The following is a 16,843-nucleotide window of genomic DNA, read 5'->3' as shown; positions in this document are numbered from 1 at the left end:
CATGAGCAAGGAGCGGGCGCGCCGCCGCGCCGTTCGTGAGGCGGAGCGCGCCCGCGCGATCCGGCGGAACGAGGAGCGCCAGGCGCGCAGGGCCCGCCGCCGCGCCCTGCTCAGGACGCTGACGCCGCGCCGGGTCAGGGTGGCCAGGCAGGGCGGCGTCCTCGCGCGCCGCCAGCGGGCGCAGAACGTCGTGGCGGCGGTGGCGTTCCTGCTGGTCCAGGCGGTGACCTGGCTGGTGTGGGGCTCGTGGTGGACCAGCTTCGGCGTGCTCGTGCTGTCCCTGCTTCTGATTCCTGTTGTGATGACCCTGGCTTTCGACCGGAGGACCTGATGTCGCTCGTTCTGTTGCCCGCCGTGGACGTGGTGGACGGCCAGGCCGTCCGCCTGGTCCAAGGAGAGGCAGGCACCGAGACCGGTTACGGCTCGCCGCTGGCGGCCGCGCTGGCCTGGCAGGAGCAGGGCGCCGAGTGGGTCCATGTGGTCGACCTGGACGCGGCCTTCGGCCGCGGCTCCAACCATGACCTGATCGCCGAGGTGGTGGGCCGGCTGGAGGTGAACGTCGAGCTGTCGGGCGGCATCCGCGACGACGAGTCGCTGGAGCGCGCGCTGGCCACCGGCTGCCGCCGGGTGAACATCGGCACCGCCGCGCTGGAGAACCCGGAGTGGTGCAGGAAGATCATCGCCGAGCACGGTGACAGGATCGCCGTCGGCCTGGACGTGCGCGGCACCACGCTGGCCGCCCGCGGCTGGACCGAGGAGGGCGGCGACCTGTGGGAGGTGCTCGACCGGCTCGAGGCCGACGGCTGCCCCCGCTACGTCGTCACCGACATCACCCGCGACGGGCTGCTCGGCGGGCCGAACCTGGAGCTGTACAAGCAGATCTGCGCCCGCACCGGCAGGCCCGTCATCGCCAGCGGCGGCGTCTCCTCCCTGGAGGACCTGGTCGCGCTGGCCTCGCTGGTGCCCGAGGGCGTCGAGGGAGCCATCGTGGGGCGGGCCCTCTATGCCCAGGCCTTCACCTTGGGTAACGCGCTCGCCGCGGTTCGCGTTTAGGTGATGAAGGGGGGCGTGATGGGCAGTATGAGCATGGAACGTACGGGTACCCGGGTGTTCTCCGGCGGCGTCTGGGAGGAGAAGTACGGCTACGCCAGGGCGGTCATCGCCGGCGACCGGGTGATCGTCTCCGGCTGCACCGCCACCGTGGACGGCGAGGTGCAGCACGTCGGCGACCCGTACAAGCAGAGCGTGACCGCGATGGGCATCGCCCTCGACGCGGTGGAGGCGGCGGGACTGACCGTCGACGACGTGGTCATGGTCCGCTACTACGTGGTGGAGCACCGCCACTTCGACCTGGTCGGCCAGGCCATCGCCGAGGTCTTCGGCCGGGTGCGGCCGGCCTGCACGGGAGTCCGGGTGGCCGGGCTCGTGGACCTGAGGATGCTGGTGGAGATAGAGATCGAGGCGCAGCGGTCATGACGGTGGCGGTGCGAGTGATCCCGTGCCTGGACGTGGACGCCGGGCGCGTGGTCAAGGGCGTGAACTTCGAGAACCTGCGGGACGCGGGCGACCCGGTCGAGCTGGCCAGGCGCTACGACGAGGAGGGCGCCGACGAGCTGACCTTCCTGGACATCACCGCGTCCTCCGGCGAGCGCGAGACCATGCTCGACGTGGTCCGCAGGACCGCCGAGCAGGTCTTCATCCCCCTCACGGTGGGCGGCGGCGTGCGCGCGGTGGAGGACGTCAACCGGCTGCTGCGCGCCGGGGCCGACAAGGTGTCGCTGAACACCGCGGCCATCGCCAGGCCCGAGCTGCTGACCGAGGCCTCGCGCAGGTTCGGCGCGCAGTGCGTGGTGCTGTCGGTGGACGCCAGGCGGGCCCCGGGCACGGCCTCCGGGTTCGAGGTGACCACGCACGGCGGGCGCCGCGGCACCGGCATCGACGCCGTGGAGTGGGCGGCCCGCGGCGAGGAGCTGGGCGTGGGCGAGATCCTGCTCAACTCGATGGACGGCGACGGCACGCTGGACGGCTACGACCTGGAGATGATCCGCGCGGTCCGCGCCGCGGTGCGGGTGCCGGTCATCGCCAGCGGCGGTGCGGGGCGGCTGGAGGACTTCCCGCCGGCCGTCGAGGCGGGTGCCGACGCGGTGCTGGCCGCCTCGGTGTTCCACTTCGGCACCTTGAAGATCTCCGAGGTCAAGGACGTTCTGCGGGCAGCGGGTCAACCCGTCCGGGTATGAACCGCGGCATGAACTCGAACAACCCGGTGGTCGCCGAGGCGATCGACGCGATCAACAACGGTGACAGGGTCGCGTTCGCCGCGATCCTGGCACCGAACGCCACCATGTCCGACGACGACGTCGAGCGCGACCTCGGCCCGTGGATCGACAAAGAGATCTTCGACGTCAACGGCCGCTTCGTCATCGAGACCCAGGACCAGGACGGGCTCGGCATGCTGGTGCGCTTCCGCAACGACACCTGGGGCGAGATGAAGACCCACTGGCGCTTCGAGGTCAGGAACGGAAAGATCACCCGCTTCGAGACGGGCCAGGCCTAGAACACCCGCATGTGATGGAACAGCTCGTAGGAGGGGTCCTTCGCGGCGAAGGCCGCCGCCTCCGAGCGCTTGACGGCCAGGTACGCGCTGCGCCGCAGCGGGCCCAGGGCCTCCATCAGCATCTCGTCGGCCTCCAGGGCGTCCAGCGCCTGCTCGAGCGAGCGCGGCAGCGGCGGGTACTGCCCGGGACGCGTGTCGGGGTCGACGTCGACCGGGTCGCCGGGGTCGAGCTTGCGGCGGACGCCGTCGAGGCCGGCGTGGATGACCGCGCCCAGCGACAGGTAGGGGTTGGCGGAGGAGTCGGAGGGCTTCAGCTCCAGGTTCGGCTCGCCGGTCTCGCCGAGCGGTGAGCAGATCCGGACCGCCGCCTCCCTGTTGTCGGGGCCGTAGACGGCGTAGGCGCTCGCCCACATGCGCGGCCCCAGGCGGCGGAAGCTGTTGACGCTGCCGCAGGTCAGCGCCGTCAGCGCGGGCAGGTGGGCGAGCAGGCCGCCGATGAACCAGTCGCGGACCTGGCTGCCCTCCTCGAACAGGTTGCGTGTGTCGTTCCACAGCGACAGGTGCAGGTGGGCGCCGTTGCCCGCCTGGTCGGCCAGCGGCTTGGGCGCCAGCGACGCCCACATCGACATCCGCATGGCCACACCGCGGACGGTCTCGCGGTAGAGCACGTGGTTGTCGGCCGCGCGCAACGCCGGGGCGTGCCGTACCGACAGTTCCTGCTGGCCGGGGCCGAGCTCGGGGTGGTAGTGCTCGACGCGCAGGCCCATCGTCTCGAGCGCGCGGATCAGCTTCATCGTGTAGTCGTGCGCGATGTCGAACCCGGCGTTGGCGTAGCAGAGGGAATCGTCGAGCGGCACCAGCCGGTCGGGGCCGCCGGCCGGGTCGGGCAGCCGGCGCCCGAGCGTGAACTCCGGCTCGAAGGCCGCCATCAGGGTGTAGCCCTCGGCGGCCAGCGCGGTCACGGCGTCCTTGAGGAAGGTGCGCGAGCAGGCCTCCCACGGCGAGCCGTCCTGGAGACGCAGATCCGACAGCATCGCCGCAGCACCGGGCGCGTGGGGGAGAGGGACGTACGTCGCCGGATCGGGGACGATCCGCACCTCGCCGACGGGGCCCATGTGCTCGACCTCCTGGAGCTGGTCGAGCATGTTCATCGCCATCATGGCCACCGTGTGCCCGATCCCGGTGCCGAGCCGCTCGGCCAGCCTCGACCGGGACGCCGCCTTGCCACGGATCACGCCACCGTGGTCGGCGTACAGAAAGCGGATCAGCTCGATGCCCTCGAGCTCGGCGCGCTCGAGAATGCGCCGGACGTTGGGGTCAGGCTGATGGATCTTAGCCACGCCTGGACGATCTCTCATCCTGTCTGCGTAGCACGATCCGGCAGCCTACGGAAGCATCAGGTCAGCACATTCGTAAAGAAGACAGCCAACTGGTTGGCGCCTTGCACGATTCCGTTGAACACGCCGTTGACCGCGTTGGCGGCCTGGGCCGGCCGGGTGAAAAGGTAGAAGACCACGAACGCGACGAGAACGTAGGTGAGCACCTTTTTGACCTGCATGGGGGGCCTCCTGCAGTCCATTCCCAGCCGTATATACCCGGATCTGGGCGATCACTGGCATCTTCTATGAAGATGTTCTTGATCTTAACCGGGGGGCGTCTTTCCTAAGCCATGGTACGGCCAACAGGTCTGGCTGTAGCCCCTGCCACGCCGGAATTCTGGCGATAGGCGAGCCGGATCGCGAGGTACAGCGGGAACCCCAGGGGTGACAGCAGGATGGTCAGCACCATGACCGGGGCCATGAGCAGGGGATGGACGCCACGCTCGCGGCTGTCGAGGTAGATCCACCGGCCGAGGAACAGGTCCCAGGCGATGATCTGGGCCCACAGCGCCGTCAGCGCCTCCGGGCTCGAGACCAGGTGCTGCAGCCCCGCCAGCGACGGCCGGCTCACCACCGGCCAGAAGTCGGCGAACAGCGGCAGCAGCAGCACCAGGTTGACCGCCAGCGCGGGCAGCACGATCAGCGGCGATCCGGCGATCCTGCGCGTCACCTTCCAGGTGGGCGCCAGGATCATCAGCGCCCAGAAGGGCGCGGCCAGGTAGAAGCTGAGGCTGAACCAGGACGAGGTGCTCACGGGACCATGACCTTCTTTCTGAGGGAGACGGCCGCGGCCACCAGGGCCGCGACCACGAGGAGGACGGCGGCGGCCAGGGTGGCGGCGTCCGGGTGGATCAGCGGCTGGCCGCGCTCGGCCTGCCACAGGGTCAGCGCCACGATCCCGGCGTAGAGGCCGCCCGCGACGCCGACCAGGCGCAGCCGTACGGTCTCGTCTGCCAGTGTGGGGACGCGTCGGGCCAGCGCGGCCAGGGCCAGGCCGAGCAGCGGGAGCAGCTGCAGGGCGTGCATGCCGACGAAGTGGGGGATGCGCAGGTCGCCGCCGACCGTGCTCCAGCCGAGCAGCGGCAGGCCCGGGCCGCCGTCGGGCAGGCCGACCGAGTGCGCGCCGACCGCGATGTCGAGGTTCTGGCCTGGCTTGGGGCCGAGCATGAGCGCGCCGGCGGCGAGGCCGATCGTGGAGATGAGCAGCCCGATCCTGACGGTCCATGTGGAGACCCGGTCGGCCTGGCGCTCAAGGGCCACGAGGATCGCGCCGACGATGTTGGCGACCATCAGGACGCCGATGGTGATGCCCATCAGCTTCCACAGGTTGCCGTCGAGCTCGGTGGACTGGTTGAAGTGGCTGCGGTGGCCGCGGGCCGCCTGGAAGGCGATGATCGCGATCTCGCCGAGGCCGGCCACGGCCAGCGCGGTGCCCGTCCACCAGCTCGTCCGCCGCGCCCTGTGCTGTAACTGCAGCAGCCAGGCCCAGGTGAAGGAGTAGATGGCGAGGGAGATCGCGAATTTCAGCGGCTTGGCCCAGAGCGACAGGCCGTCGAGCTGCCGTCCGTCGACGAGGAACAGGACGAGGAACACGAGTCCGCAGGCGGCCATGGTTCCTGCGAAGAGCATGAGCGGGCGGTGCCATCTCAGCATTCCGGCCTCCGGTTGATGGATAGTGGATAGTGCCACTTATCACTATCTATAGCTAAGCTATCCACGAACGGCAAGAGGGAGAGTGAAAACGTGCGGATGGCGGAGCTGAGCGAGGAGACGGGCATCCCGATCCCGACGATCAAGTACTACATGCGGGAGGGGCTCGTCGCTCCAGGCCGGCCGACCGGCCGCAACCAGGCCGACTACGACGACGGGCACGTGCGCAGGCTCAAGCTCGTGCGAGCCCTGGCCGAGTACGGCGACCTGTCCATCGCGGTCATCAGGGAACTGGTCGGCCACCTCGACAACCCCGAGATGAGCCTGTACCACCTGATGGGCGAGGCCCAGGGCACCGTCACCCAGCGCAGGGACGTACGGCCCGGCCCGCACGTGACCGGCGCCGAGCAGGCCGTCGCGGAGATGGTCGCCAGGCGCGGCTGGAAGGGCGCGGTGCCCAGCAGCGCCTACCGCACGGTCGTCGGCGTGCTGGCCACGCTGGACGAGATCGGGCGGCACGACATGATCGCCGCCCTCGACGGTTACGCCGAGGCGGCCGAGCGCATCGCCGAGACGGACATGCGGGTGCTGGGCGACCCCGCCGACCGGGAGCGGGCCGTGGAGATCGTCGTGATCGGCACCGCGTTGGGCGACACGCTCATCGCCGCGCTGCGCCGGATGGCCCAGGCCAGCGTGGCGGCGCCGCTATATGCCGAGGACGGCGCTCCGTAGCCGCGCCACCTGCTCCTCGTCGCCCGACAGGTCCACCTTGGCGTGGTCCTGGCGGCCGAAGCAGAACAGGAGAAGTTCGGCGGGCTCGCCTGAGACCTCCACCTTGGGCCCGCCCGACGGGCCGCCGAGCGCCACGCCGCCGCCGCGGCGGTGCAGCACCACGCCCACCGGCGAGCGGCGCAGCGTCAGCCTGCCCATCGCCGAGACCCGCTTCCAGATGAGGTCCTGGAGCCCGGCGGGCAGTTCGCGCGGCTGCCAGCCGGGCTGGGCGCGGCGCACGTCCTCGTGGTGGACGAGGTACTCCAGCGTGTTGACCGCGTCGTCGAGGAAGGGCAGCACCCCGTACGGCCCGCCGGGGGAGCGGACCATGCCGACGAGCTCCTGATACGGGTGCTTGGCCTTCAGTCCCTGCTGGACGGAGGCGGTGTAGCCGGCCAGCGGCTTGAGCGCGATCCCGGCGGCCGCGTCCAGTCTGCGCTCGCGCAGCACCAGGTGTGCGGCCAGGTCATAGGTGCTCCAGCCCGTGCAGAGCGTCGGCGCCTCCGGGCCCAGCTGATCGAACAGGTCACAGAGCGCGGAGCGTTCCTCGCGGGCGTATGTCACGTGGTTCAGCTTAACCAAGGGGAATAAGGAGGTGATCGGCCGTGATAGGGACATAGGTAGACATGTCCAACTTTGAAGGGAATCCCCGCGCGTGGCGAGCAAGGTCACCTCGGCCGTGATGCGTCAAGGACTCGGCGTCCTTGGGGTGGCCATCCGCACAGAGAAAGCGGTGTTCGCCGTGGCCGTGCTGGCCAGCGGACTCTACGGCGGCATGACGGTCGCCTCCGCGTGGGCGCTCGGCTGGGCCACGCAGAACGTGATCCTGCCCGCCTTCAGCAAGGGGGAGACGGGCACGGGCGCACTGTGGACCGGCGTCCTGCTGATCATGGGCACCGCGCTGCTGAAGGCGTTCGGCGTGGGAGGCCGGCGGATCTTCGCCGGCGTGCTGCAGTACCGCATGCAGGCCCGCTCCCGCCGGGACGTCACCAAGCAGTACCTGCGCCTGCCCCTGTCGTGGCACCACCAGCACCCGACCGGCCAGCTGCTGTCCAACGCCAGCGCCGACGCCGAGGCCGCCTGGGCGCCGCTCGCGCCGCTGCCGATGGCCGTGGGCGTGATCGTCATGCTGTTCACCGCGGCCATCGGGATGCTGCTGACCGACCCCGTGCTCGCGCTGGTCGGCTTCCTGATCTTTCCGGCGATAGCCGTACTGAACCTCATCTATCAGCGCAGGCTCAGCCCGTTGGCGACCAGGGCGCAGCAGCTGCGCGCCGAGGTCAGTGAGATCGCGCACGAGAGCTTCGACGGCGCGCTGGTCGTCAAGACGCTCGGCCGCGAGGGTGAGGAGACCGAGCGTTTCCAGCGGCGGGCGCACGAGTTGCGCGACGCCAACATCGCCGTCGGGCGGGTGCGCGGGCTGTTCGACCCGCTGCTCGAGGCGCTGCCCACCCTGGGGGTGCTGATCGTGCTGGCGGTGGGCGCGCTGCGGCTGTCGACCCGGTCGATCGACTCCGGCGAGCTGATCCAGGTCGCCTACCTGTTCACGTTGCTGTCCTTCCCGATCAGGGCGCTCGGCTGGGTGCTGGCCGAGCTGCCGCGCAGCGTGGTCGGCTGGACGCGGGTGCAGGCCGTGCTCGAGGCGTCGGGCTCGATGTCGTACGGCCCGGTCGCCGCGGCCTCCGCGGAACCCGCCGCCCTGGAGGTCTCCGGCGTCTCCTATGCCTACGGGGAGACCGAGGTGCTCCACGACATCGGGTTCGAGGTACGGCCCGGCCGTACCGTCGCCCTGGTCGGGCCCACGGGGTCGGGCAAGTCCACGCTGGTGCAGCTGCTGGTGCGGCTCGTCGACCCGCTGTCGGGAGCCGTGCGGCTTGACGGGATGGACCTGCGCGAGCTCGCCTACGGCGAGGTCGCCGGGTCGGCGGCGCTGGTGCTGCAGCAGACGTTCCTGTTCGACGACACCGTGCGCGGCAACGTCGCGCTCGACCTGGAGGTCTCCGACGAGCAGGTGTGGGCGGCGCTGCGGCTGGCCCAGGCCGAGGGGTTCGTCGGGCGGCTCGGCAACGGGCTCGACACCCGGGTGGGGGAGCGCGGCGCCACCCTGTCAGGCGGGCAGCGGCAGCGGCTGGCCCTGGCCCGCGCGCTGGTGCGCGGGCCGCGGCTGCTGATACTCGACGACGCGACCTCCAGCGTGGACCCGCAGGTCGAGGCCAGGATCCTGCACGGGCTTCGCGACTCGGCCGCCAGCGTGGTGGTCGTCGCCTACCGGATGGCCACGATCGCGCTCGCCGACGAGGTCGTCTTCCTGGAACGCGGCCGCGTCGCCGACCGGGGAACCCACGAGGAGCTGCTCGAACGCTGCGAGGGCTACCGCAATCTGGTCACCGCCTACGAACGCGAAGAGGTCGAGAGGGCCGCGATCGAGGCAGAAGAGGAGGTCACCGCGTGAGTATCGCCCAGAACACCGAGCGCTCCGCGCTGGCCACGATCAGGCGCGGCCTGTCGATGACGCCCGAGTTCCGCAAGGGGCTCGTCGGCACGCTGCTGCTCGCGGTGATCGCCACCGTGGGCAAGATCATCGTGCCCGTGGCGGTGCAGCAGACGATCGACACCGGGCTCAAATCCGGCGTCCCAGATCTTCCGTATATTTCACGAGCTGTGGCACTGTGCGCGGTTGCCGTGGTGGTCACCGCCTTGTGCGGATATGTCATGAATGTTCGGCTTTATCGGGCGACCGAGTCGTCGCTGGCGACGCTGCGGGTGCGCGGCTTCCGCCACGTGCACGACCTGTCGGTGCTCACCCAGAACAGCGAGCGCCGCGGCGCGCTGGTCTCCCGCGTCACCAACGACATCGACCAGATCAGCACGTTCATGCAGTGGGGCGGGCTGATGATCATCGTGGCGTTCGGGCAGCTGTTCGTCGCCAGCGTGCTCATGCTCGTCTACTCCTGGCAGCTCACGCTGCTGGTCTGGGTCTGCTTCGTCCCGCTGGCGATCGCGCTGCCGCGCTTCCAGCGGTGGCTGTCGCGCGCCTACACCGCCGTCCGCGAGCGCACCGGCGACATGCTCGCCGCAGTCAGCGAGTCGGTCGTCGGTGCCGCCGTCATCCGCGCCTACGCCGCCGAGCGCCGCACCGCCGAGCGCATCGACACGGCCGTCGACGCCAACAGGACCGCCCAGGTCAGGGCGCAGACCATCGTCGGGTTCGTCTTCCCCATCACCGAGCTGGTCGCCGCGCTGGCCATCGCCGGCATCGTGGTGCTCGGCGTGCGGCTCGGCCTGTCGGGCGACATCTCGGCGGGCGAGCTGGTGGCCTTCCTGTTCCTCGTCACGCTGTTCGTCTCGCCCATGCAGACCGCCACCGAGGTCCTCAACGAGGCCCAGAACGCCGTCGCCGGCTGGCGGCGCATCCTCGGCGTCATCGACACGCCCGCCGACGTGGCCGACCCCGGCGCCGCCGGCGCCGAGCTGCCGCGCGGCCCCATCTCGGTCGGGTTCGAGGACGTCCACTTCGCCTACCCCGGCGGCGAGCCCGTCCTGCACGGCGTCACCCTCCGGATCCCGCCACGCTCCCGCATCGCGGTCGTGGGGGAGACGGGCTCGGGCAAGACCACCTTCGCCAAGCTCCTCACCCGGCTCATGGACCCGGTCTCGGGCCGCGTCACGATCGACGGGCACGACCTGCGCGACGTGCGCTTCTCCTCGCTGCGGGAGCGCATCGTGATGGTCCCGCAGGACGGGTTCCTGTTCGACGGCACTCTCGCCGACAACATCAGGTACGGCAAGCCGTCCGCCACCCGGGCCGAGATGGAGCTCGCGCTCACCGAGCTCGGCCTCGCGGACTGGCTCGAGGGCCTGCCCGCCGGCCTCGACACCCCCGTCGGGCAGCGCGGCGAGTCGCTGTCGGCCGGGGAGCGCCAGCTCGTCGCCCTGGCCCGCGCCTACCTCGCCGACCCCGACCTGCTCCTCCTTGACGAGGCCACCTCCGCCGTCGACCCCGCCACCGAGGTCCGGCTGGCACGCGCCCTGGAAGGCGTCACCCGCGGCCGTACGGCGATCTCGATCGCCCACCGCCTGTCGACCGCGGAGAACGCCGACGAGGTCCTCGTCTTCGACGCCGGCCACCTCGTCCAGCGCGGCCCCCACGCCGACCTCGTCCAGCAACCCGGCGTCTACGCCACCCTCCACGCCTCCTGGATCTCCGCCGCCCACTCCCCCTCCTAACCCCAACAAGAACCCTCAGGGCAAGCGGGCGGGGGTCCCGCGAGGCAAGCGCGTGGGGTCCCGCGGGTCAACCGGCCAGGACGTCGCGCGCCGGATCCTGCCCCTGAGCGTGCGCCCCGCGCCTGGTCTTGGTCCCCGGGCGCGTAGGCCTCGCGCCCGGCCCCGAGCGTGTGGGGGCAGGGGGTCCGGGATCTCGGGGAGTGCGGGTTGGGGTGGCTTGCCGTACAGGCTAGTCGGGGCTGGCGAAGGTGATGTGGGTGCCGCGTGGTCCGGAGACGACGACGAGGTGGCGGCACAGGAGGCGGGCCAGCCAGAGCCCGCGCCCGCCCGCCTGGTCACACGAGGGACGGCGGGAGGCGCCGAGCCAGCCGGGCGCCAGGCCGGGCCCGTCGTCGGCGACCTCGCACCAGAGCCGCCCGTCCTGCGACCACAGCCGCAGCCGCCCGCACCCGCCGCCGTGCAACACCGCGTTGGTGGCGATCTCGTTGACCGCCAGCACGAAGTCCTCCAGGCGGCGCCCGGACAGGCCGTACCTGGCGGCGTACTCGGTGACCGAGCGGCGCAACGGCGTGATGCGGCCGTGGCCGAACGTCGCGCAGAACGCCGGGCTAGTCATGATCGCGCACGGTGATGACCTCATCCGCCCGTACCAGGTGGAGCAGGCGGGCGATCGGCTCCTGACAGGTGATCACGGTGCCGCGCGCACCCCTGGCCGAGGCCGTGGCCGCGAGCAGCTGGGCGGCGCCGGCATCCATGTAGTCCAGGCCCGTGGCGTCGATGACGACCTGCGCGGCCTCGCTCTCCAGCGTGGCCAGGATCGAGGCGAACGCGTCCCGGTTGGTGAGGTCGATCTCCCCGGAGATCCGCAGCCCCGCCGGCCGGCAGGTGCCGGCGAAGCGCAGCATCGCCTGGTCGGGCGAGATCGGATGCACGCACGCGGCCCGGTCCAGGTCCGCGCCGCAGAACAGCGTCCGGTCGTACTGGCACACGACCGCCAGCCAGCCCTCGGCGCACAGCGCGTTCGTCGCCGCTTCCAGCCTGGCGTGCCCGGCGGCGTCCCGTAAGCCCCATGAGGCGTCGACCAGCAGGTAGAGACCGGCGTAGCCCTGCTTCCTTGCCTGCTCGCCCGCCGCGGCCAGCGCGCCGAGGACTCGCGCGGGATCCAGCCGCCCGTCGACGAAGTGGGTGTCGCCGCCGGCCAGGATCTCCAACCGCCCCGCCGCCTCGGCCTCGGTGAACCCCAGCCAGGCCCGCGTCGCCTCGGGGGTGTCGGTGTGCGTGATGATCATGACTTTGACCCGCCTGCGCAGGCCGTTCGCGGCGAGAGTGCGGGTGGCGTCGAGGCGCTCGCGCTCGTTGCCGTACGGCAGGCAGACGTGATCTCCGAGATCGGGATCGAGCACCATCAGACCACCCCCCTCCGGTTGATTGGTGCCCCGAACGTACTCCGCGAGATGCCATTACGCACCGCGTTCCCCGCAAAACACACGGTAATGTGTTTCCTGCGGGTGCAAGTTCACGGGCGGGCCTGACTGACGAGGAGCATCAGTGTGGATGTCCTGGAGATGAGACGGCACCGGCACGGCACGCAGGTGATCGTCAGCCTTTCCGGCGAAGTGGATGCCGACAACGTCACCCGGATGCGCCGAGGTCTTGACGAAGCGGTCGCGGCCCGCTCACCGGACTGCCCTCGCCTCGTCGTCGACCTCAGTGACCTCACCTTCATCGACACGACGGGCCTCGGCGCCTTGGTCCGCCTCCGCGCCCACGTCACGGACGGCGACAACGCCCTGGCCCTCGTCGCCCCCGACGGCCAGGTCCTCCGCCGCCTCCGCCGCACCAACCTGGCGCCCCTCTTCTCCATCTACGAAACCCTCTCCCAAGCCCTCACCTGCCCTCCCAGCTGACGCCCGGCCTTTCTGCTGTTGCGGCGGTCCTGCCGCGCCGCGGCCACGTCCCCGTACGGCGGGCGTGCTCTCGTACGGCGGGCGCGTTTCAGTGCGGCGCGCCTGCTTTCGTACGGCAAGCCGCCCCACCGCCGCCCACCGCACTCCGGCTGAGGGCCGGCGCCCGGCGCTTCCGGCGAGTCGATGCCACTCACCCGCCGCCACGGCGCTCCATGACCGTGGCACGCCGTCCCACACCCCGCCGCCGCACAGGGCGCCGCCCCCGCCGTCCCCCACCCCGCCGACCGGGCGCCAGAGAGGTCGCCCCGTGGGTGCGCTCACGATCCGGCGCCTCGGAGCTCGCGCCGTGGGTGCGTCCCCGACCCGGCGTCCGGGAGGTCGCGCCGTGGAATGCGGGAGAGGAGCTGCGTGCTGGGAGGAGCGGCGTGGGGGGAAGGGCGTGATGTGAGAAGGGGGTCAGGTGGAAAGGCGTTGGGCCAGGTAGACGGGGATTACGGAGGCGACGATCAGGGCGGCGGCGACGACGTTGACGACGGGGGCCTGGTTGGGGCGGAAGAGGTTCTCGAAGATCCAGATGGGGAGCGTGCGAACCCCGGCCCCGGCCGTGAACGTGGTGACGATGATCTCGTCGAAGGACAGCGCGAACGCCAGCAGCCCGCCCGCGAGCAGCGACGAGCGCAGCATCGGGAACGTCACCAGGCGGAAGGTGGTGAAGGTGTCCGCGCCGAGGTCCGCGGAGGCCTCCTCGACCGAGATGCCCAGGCGGCGCAGCCGGGCCAGCACGTTGTTGAAGACCGTCACCACGCAGAACGTGGCATGCCCGACGATCACCGTGAACAGGCCGAGCGAGAGGCCGACGGGCTCCAGGAGCGTGCGGAAGGCGTTGTTGAGCGCGATGCCGGTGACGATGCCCGGCAGCGCGATGGGCAGCACGATCAGCAGCGACACCGTGTCCCTGCCGAAGAAGCGGTAGCGCTGGACGGCGAAGCTGGCCATGGTGCCCAGGACCAGCGCGATGGCCGTGGCGCCGAGCGCCGCCTGGACGGAGGTCACCAGGGCGTCGCGCACGCCGCTGGAGTTCCAGGCGGCCTCCCACCAGCGGACCGTCAGGGCCTGGGGCGGCCAGGCGAAGGTGCGGTCGGCGTTGAAGGAGTTGAGCACCACGATGACGAGCGGCACGTACACCATGGCCAGCCCGAAGCCCAGGGCGCTCAGCAGCGCGGCGCGCGCCATCCGCGAGAGGATCATAGGTTCTCCAGTGCGCCGGTGCGCCGGATGGCGGCCAGGTAGATCAGCATGATGACGACGGGGACCGTGGCGACCGCGGCGGCGAAGGGCAGGTTGTTGGCCGCGCCCACGTTGTCGTAGACGACGTTGCCGATGAGCTGCGTGCCGCCCCCGACGATCTTGACGGCGATGTAGTCGCCGAGCGACAGCGAGAACGTGAACACCGAGCCCGCCACCACCGCGGGGAACGCCAGCGGCCAGATCACCGTGGTGAACGTGCGCCAGCCCCGCGCCCCCAGGTCGCCCGCCGCGTCCAGCAGCGAGTCCGGCAGCCGTTCGAGCCCGGCGTAGATCGGCAGGATCATGTAGGGCAGCCACAGGTACGACAGCGTCAGGATCGTGGCGCCGATCCCGTACCCCCAGCCCAGGATCCCGTCCGACGACAGCATCACCCGCCACGCGTACGCCTTGACCAGGTACGACGCCCACAGCGGCGTGAGCACCGCGATCACCAGCCAGCGCTGGGCGCGGGGCGGGGTGAGCTTGGCCATCGCGAAGGCCATCGGGAAGGCCACCACGAGGTCGATCAGCGTCACGGCGACGGCGACCAGCACGGAACGGATGGCGACCGTGCGATAGACGTCGACAGTCAACAACTGCCGGAAGTTGTCAGCCGTCAGCTGTTTGACCACGTTCCCCGTGAAGACGTCCGTCGTCCAGAACGCCGACAGGAACAGCGCCCCGAGCGCCCCGAGGTAGGCCAGCCCGAGCCACAGCATCGGCACCGACAGCAGCAACGCCAGCCGCAGGCGGGCGCGCCGGTGCAGCGTCGCGGCGATGCGCCGCCGCAGCGGCTCCGCGCGCGCCACGCTCATGGCCTCAGCCCTTGATCTCGGTCCAGGCGCGCGTCCACTCCGAGTAGTCCTTGCAGGCCACGTCCGTGCGCCCGTCCAGGCACTTGGAGATGGGCGTCGTCCAGTACCAGACCTTGGAGAAGTAGTTCTCGTCGGTCGCGTGGAAGGTCTTGCAGAAGTTCGGGTCGGAGGTCTCCTTGCACGCCTTGGCGTTGGCCGGAGCCTCGCCGAACCACTCCGCCACCTGGGCGTTCACCTTGGGCGAGATGATCCAGTCGAGCCACTTGTAGGCGCAGTTCGGGTGGGCGGCATTGGCGGCCACCATCCAGGTGTCCGACCAGCCGGTCGCCCCCTCGCGGGGCAGCTCGGCCTTGACCGGGGCCTTGTCGGCCTGGGCCAGGTTCGCGATGACCTGCCACGTGGTGCCGACCACGCTGTCACCGCTCTTGAACGCCTGGACCTCCTTGGTGTAGTCGGACCAGTACTCACCGATGATCTTCCGCTGCTGCTTGAGCAGGTCCACGGCCGCCTGGAACTGCTTGTCGTCCAGGGCGTAGGGGTTCTTGATCCCCAACTCCGGCTTGGTCGCCATCAGGTAGACCGCCGCGTCCGCCAGGTAGATGGGCGAGTCGTACGCGGTGACCTTCCCCTTGTACGGCGAGGCGGGGTCGAACACCACGCCCCAGGAGACCGGATCCGGCTTGACCTGGTCGGTCCGCCACATCAGCAGGTTGGCCCCGCGCCCGTGCGGCACGCCGTAGGCGACGCCGTTGACGGAGTTCCACGGCCTGTTCTTCAGCCCGGGGAAGACGTCGGCGTAGTTCGGGACGAGCGCGGTGTTGATCGGCGCCACCGTGCCGGAGGCGACCAGGCGCAGCGAGGCGTCACCGGAGGCCGACACGGCGTCGTACTCGCCGGTCTTCATCAGGTTGACCATCTCGTCGGAGGTCCCCGCCGTCTTGACGTTCACCTTGCACCCGGTGGCCTGCTCGAACGGGTGCACCCAGTCGACCTTGGGATCGTTCGAGCCGTCCTCGGTGTAGCCGGCCCAGGCCACCAGGTTCACCTGGCCCTCGCCCTTGCCGAGCGCCTTGAGCGCCTCCAGTTTCGGCGGCTGGAAGCCGCCCTGGGTCTGGGCGGGAGCCGTACCGCCGCCGGATCCTGAGCCGCATGCCGTCGCCAGCGCGAGCAACGCGCCGAGCGAGGCGATTTTCCTCAACATGGGCCCTCCTGTGGTGCTATGGCGAACTCGTGGCGCCGGTCCCAGATCAGGCGTACTCGCTGCCCCCGCAGCTCGGTGACGTCCATCGAGGAGACCTGCAGGTTCTGTTGGAGCGCGACGAGGCGGCCACCCGCGTCCAGGTCGACCACGAACCTGGTGGCCGGGCCCATGTAGACGACCTCGGCCACGGTCCCGGCGGCGCTGTGCTCCCCGGCCGAGACGGCCTCGCCGTCGGCCCCCAGGCGCAGCTTCTCGGGGCGCACGCTGAACGTGCCCTCTTTGCCCAGTATGGCCTTGGCCGCGTCGCCGGAGATGAGGTTCGACGTGCCGACGAACCCTGCGACGAACGGCGTCGCCGGGCGCTCGTAGATCTCCGCCGGGGTGCCGACCTGCGCGATCCGGCCACCCTCCATCACGGCGACCCGGTCGCTCATGGTCAGCGCCTCTTCCTGGTCGTGGGTGACGAATATGAAGGTGATACCCACCTCACGCTGGATCGACTTGAGCTCGACCTGCATCTCCTCGCGCAGCTTCAGGTCGAGGGCGCCCAGCGGCTCGTCGAGCAGCAGCACGCGGGGCCGGTTGACCAGCGCCCTGGCCAGCGCCACCCGCTGGCGCTGCCCACCCGACAGCTGCGCGGGCCGCCGCGCCTCGAACCCCTCGAGCCGGACACTCGCCAGCGCCTGGAGCGCCCGCTCCCGGCGTTCCCGCCGTGCCACGCCCTTGACCCGCAGGCCGTACTCCACGTTGGCGAGCACGCTCATGTGCGGGAACAGCGCGTAGTCCTGGAAGACCGTGTTCACGTCGCGCTGGAAGGGCGCCAGGCCTGTCACGTCGACGCCGCCGAGGCTGACCGTTCCCGCGGTGGGTGTCTCGAACCCGGCGATCAGCCGCAAGACGGTCGTCTTGCCGGAACCTGAGGGGCCGAGCATCGCGAAGAACTCGCCGTCGGCGATCTCCAGGTCGACCCCGGCCACTGCCTCGACCGAGCCGAAGGACTTGCGCAGGCCGCTGAGCTGTACGGCCGCTTGCTTGGCGCGCATGCACGGAAC

Annotated in this window: 20 protein-coding genes; 9 read left to right on the top strand and 11 right to left on the bottom strand. The window is 70.7% G+C overall.

Annotation, left to right across the window (positions count from 1 at the left end; translation table 11 throughout):
- The first annotated feature begins 1 nt into the window (after window position 1).
- From KIK09_RS07920 to KIK09_RS07900, 5 genes are read left to right on the top strand one after another with little or no spacing between them, the layout of a single operon-like run.
- A complete protein-coding gene (locus KIK09_RS07920; RefSeq protein WP_214317935.1) occupies window positions 2-331 on the top strand; it encodes a hypothetical protein in 330 nt (109 codons plus the stop codon).
- On the top strand, window positions 331-1,053 hold the full coding sequence (priA, locus tag KIK09_RS07915; protein ID WP_214317934.1) for a bifunctional 1-(5-phosphoribosyl)-5-((5-phosphoribosylamino)methylideneamino)imidazole-4-carboxamide isomerase/phosphoribosylanthranilate isomerase PriA: 723 nt from the start codon (window positions 331-333) through the stop codon (window positions 1,051-1,053). Before KIK09_RS07920 ends, priA begins: the two co-directional genes overlap by 1 nt.
- Before the next feature lie 27 nt (window positions 1,054-1,080).
- Window positions 1,081-1,476: a Rid family hydrolase gene (locus KIK09_RS07910; protein ID WP_214317933.1), complete on the top strand. Its 396-nt coding sequence runs from the start codon at window positions 1,081-1,083 to the stop codon at window positions 1,474-1,476.
- A complete protein-coding gene (gene hisF, locus KIK09_RS07905; RefSeq protein WP_214317932.1) occupies window positions 1,473-2,237 on the top strand; it encodes an imidazole glycerol phosphate synthase subunit HisF in 765 nt (254 codons plus the stop codon). The genes KIK09_RS07910 and hisF overlap by 4 nt, the downstream gene beginning before the upstream one ends.
- An 8-nt stretch (window positions 2,238-2,245) precedes the next feature.
- The gene (locus KIK09_RS07900; RefSeq protein ID WP_214317931.1) at window positions 2,246-2,554 is read left to right on the top strand and encodes a nuclear transport factor 2-like protein; all 309 of its coding nucleotides are present in this window, start codon (window positions 2,246-2,248) and stop codon (window positions 2,552-2,554) included.
- Here the strand turns inward: KIK09_RS07900 and KIK09_RS07895 are convergent.
- From KIK09_RS07895 to KIK09_RS07880, 4 genes are all read right to left on the bottom strand, one after another.
- Window positions 2,551-3,894, bottom strand: coding sequence for a glutamine synthetase family protein (locus tag KIK09_RS07895; protein WP_308163966.1), 1,344 nt, complete (start codon window positions 3,892-3,894; stop codon window positions 2,551-2,553). The two genes, KIK09_RS07900 and KIK09_RS07895, sit on opposite strands and share 4 nt — an antisense overlap.
- A 56-nt stretch (window positions 3,895-3,950) precedes the next feature.
- The gene (locus KIK09_RS07890) at window positions 3,951-4,112 is read right to left on the bottom strand and encodes a cytochrome c family protein (RefSeq protein WP_214317929.1); all 162 of its coding nucleotides are present in this window, start codon (window positions 4,110-4,112) and stop codon (window positions 3,951-3,953) included.
- A 104-nt stretch (window positions 4,113-4,216) separates the two neighbouring features.
- Entirely contained in the window at window positions 4,217-4,687 is a 471-nt protein-coding gene (locus tag KIK09_RS07885; protein ID WP_214317928.1) for an ABA4-like family protein, read from the bottom strand.
- Entirely contained in the window at window positions 4,684-5,562 is an 879-nt protein-coding gene (locus KIK09_RS07880; RefSeq protein WP_214317927.1) for a hypothetical protein, read from the bottom strand. The genes KIK09_RS07885 and KIK09_RS07880 overlap by 4 nt, the downstream gene beginning before the upstream one ends.
- Window positions 5,563-5,682: 120 nt before the next feature.
- Between KIK09_RS07880 and KIK09_RS07875 the strand changes: the two genes are divergently transcribed.
- Entirely contained in the window at window positions 5,683-6,315 is a 633-nt protein-coding gene (locus KIK09_RS07875; RefSeq protein WP_250572847.1) for a MerR family transcriptional regulator, read from the top strand.
- Here KIK09_RS07875 and KIK09_RS07870 read toward each other — a convergent pair.
- On the bottom strand, window positions 6,289-6,918 hold the full coding sequence (locus tag KIK09_RS07870; protein WP_214317925.1) for a TIGR03085 family metal-binding protein: 630 nt from the start codon (window positions 6,916-6,918) through the stop codon (window positions 6,289-6,291). The genes KIK09_RS07875 and KIK09_RS07870 overlap by 27 nt on opposite strands.
- 118 nt (window positions 6,919-7,036) lie before the next feature.
- On the opposite strand from KIK09_RS07870, the gene KIK09_RS07865 reads away from it, so the two are divergent.
- Both KIK09_RS07865 and KIK09_RS07860 read left to right on the top strand, forming a co-directional pair.
- Entirely contained in the window at window positions 7,037-8,806 is a 1,770-nt protein-coding gene (locus KIK09_RS07865; protein ID WP_214318085.1) for an ABC transporter ATP-binding protein, read from the top strand.
- Window positions 8,807-8,862: 56 nt separating this feature from the next.
- Entirely contained in the window at window positions 8,863-10,581 is a 1,719-nt protein-coding gene (locus KIK09_RS07860; RefSeq protein ID WP_214318084.1) for an ABC transporter ATP-binding protein, read from the top strand.
- A gap of 229 nt (window positions 10,582-10,810) precedes the next feature.
- Here the strand turns inward: KIK09_RS07860 and KIK09_RS07855 are convergent, their stop codons facing one another.
- Together KIK09_RS07855 and KIK09_RS07850 are read right to left on the bottom strand one after the other, a co-directional pair.
- The gene (locus KIK09_RS07855; protein WP_214317924.1) at window positions 10,811-11,197 is read right to left on the bottom strand and encodes an ATP-binding protein; all 387 of its coding nucleotides are present in this window, start codon (window positions 11,195-11,197) and stop codon (window positions 10,811-10,813) included.
- Complete coding sequence (locus KIK09_RS07850; protein ID WP_214317923.1) at window positions 11,190-11,987, bottom strand: MEDS and STAS domain-containing protein; 798 nt, start codon at window positions 11,985-11,987, stop codon at window positions 11,190-11,192. The genes KIK09_RS07855 and KIK09_RS07850 overlap by 8 nt, the downstream gene beginning before the upstream one ends.
- Window positions 11,988-12,131: 144 nt before the next feature.
- Here KIK09_RS07850 and KIK09_RS07845 point away from each other — a divergent pair, with 144 nt between their 5' ends.
- Window positions 12,132-12,488 (top strand): STAS domain-containing protein, encoded by a 357-nt coding sequence (locus KIK09_RS07845; protein WP_214317922.1) that lies wholly within the window; start codon window positions 12,132-12,134, stop codon window positions 12,486-12,488.
- Window positions 12,489-12,944: 456 nt separating this feature from the next.
- On the opposite strand, the gene KIK09_RS07840 is transcribed toward KIK09_RS07845, so the two are convergent.
- From KIK09_RS07840 to KIK09_RS07825, 4 genes are read right to left on the bottom strand one after another with little or no spacing between them, the layout of a single operon-like run.
- A complete protein-coding gene (locus KIK09_RS07840; RefSeq protein WP_214317921.1) occupies window positions 12,945-13,736 on the bottom strand; it encodes an ABC transporter permease in 792 nt (263 codons plus the stop codon).
- The gene (locus KIK09_RS07835) at window positions 13,733-14,590 is read right to left on the bottom strand and encodes an ABC transporter permease (RefSeq protein ID WP_214317920.1); all 858 of its coding nucleotides are present in this window, start codon (window positions 14,588-14,590) and stop codon (window positions 13,733-13,735) included. The genes KIK09_RS07840 and KIK09_RS07835 overlap by 4 nt, the downstream gene beginning before the upstream one ends.
- 4 nt (window positions 14,591-14,594) lie before the next feature.
- Window positions 14,595-15,791 carry an ABC transporter substrate-binding protein gene (locus KIK09_RS07830; RefSeq protein ID WP_214317919.1) on the bottom strand — a complete coding sequence of 399 codons (1,197 nt, stop codon included), beginning with the start codon at window positions 15,789-15,791 and terminating at the stop codon, window positions 14,595-14,597.
- A complete protein-coding gene (locus KIK09_RS07825; RefSeq protein WP_214317918.1) occupies window positions 15,785-16,834 on the bottom strand; it encodes an ABC transporter ATP-binding protein in 1,050 nt (349 codons plus the stop codon). Before KIK09_RS07825 ends, KIK09_RS07830 begins: the two co-directional genes overlap by 7 nt.
- Window positions 16,835-16,843: the final 9 nt, after the last annotated feature.

The sequence above is a fragment of the Nonomuraea sediminis genome, assembly GCF_018531495.1.
Classification (GTDB): domain Bacteria; phylum Actinomycetota; class Actinomycetes; order Streptosporangiales; family Streptosporangiaceae; genus Nonomuraea; species Nonomuraea sediminis.
The sequence above is the reverse complement of the archived record's forward strand: the minus strand, read 5'-3'. Positions and strand labels throughout refer to the sequence as shown.

Bases quoted from the DNA above. Each gene is read 5' to 3' on its own strand.
- KIK09_RS07920 (WP_214317935.1), top strand. From the start codon at position 2: ATGAGCAAGGAGCGGGCGCGCCGCCGCGCCGTTCGTGAGGCGGAGCGC.
- KIK09_RS07875 (WP_250572847.1), top strand. From the start codon at position 5,683: ATGGCGGAGCTGAGCGAGGAGACGGGCATCCCGATCCCGACGATCAAG.
- hisF (WP_214317932.1), top strand. From the start codon at position 1,473: ATGACGGTGGCGGTGCGAGTGATCCCGTGCCTGGACGTGGACGCCGGG.
- KIK09_RS07840 (WP_214317921.1), bottom strand. From the start codon at position 13,736: ATGATCCTCTCGCGGATGGCGCGCGCCGCGCTGCTGAGCGCCCTGGGC.
- KIK09_RS07835 (WP_214317920.1), bottom strand. From the start codon at position 14,590: ATGAGCGTGGCGCGCGCGGAGCCGCTGCGGCGGCGCATCGCCGCGACG.
- KIK09_RS07860 (WP_214318084.1), top strand. From the start codon at position 8,863: ATGACGCCCGAGTTCCGCAAGGGGCTCGTCGGCACGCTGCTGCTCGCG.
- KIK09_RS07890 (WP_214317929.1), bottom strand. From the start codon at position 4,112: ATGCAGGTCAAAAAGGTGCTCACCTACGTTCTCGTCGCGTTCGTGGTC.
- KIK09_RS07855 (WP_214317924.1), bottom strand. From the start codon at position 11,197: ATGACTAGCCCGGCGTTCTGCGCGACGTTCGGCCACGGCCGCATCACG.
- KIK09_RS07900 (WP_214317931.1), top strand. From the start codon at position 2,246: ATGAACTCGAACAACCCGGTGGTCGCCGAGGCGATCGACGCGATCAAC.
- KIK09_RS07910 (WP_214317933.1), top strand. From the start codon at position 1,081: ATGAGCATGGAACGTACGGGTACCCGGGTGTTCTCCGGCGGCGTCTGG.
- KIK09_RS07865 (WP_214318085.1), top strand. From the start codon at position 7,037: ATGCGTCAAGGACTCGGCGTCCTTGGGGTGGCCATCCGCACAGAGAAA.
- priA (WP_214317934.1), top strand. From the start codon at position 331: ATGTCGCTCGTTCTGTTGCCCGCCGTGGACGTGGTGGACGGCCAGGCC.
- KIK09_RS07850 (WP_214317923.1), bottom strand. From the start codon at position 11,987: ATGGTGCTCGATCCCGATCTCGGAGATCACGTCTGCCTGCCGTACGGC.
- KIK09_RS07880 (WP_214317927.1), bottom strand. From the start codon at position 5,562: ATGCTCTTCGCAGGAACCATGGCCGCCTGCGGACTCGTGTTCCTCGTC.
- KIK09_RS07825 (WP_214317918.1), bottom strand. From the start codon at position 16,834: ATGCGCGCCAAGCAAGCGGCCGTACAGCTCAGCGGCCTGCGCAAGTCC.
- KIK09_RS07830 (WP_214317919.1), bottom strand. From the start codon at position 15,791: ATGTTGAGGAAAATCGCCTCGCTCGGCGCGTTGCTCGCGCTGGCGACG.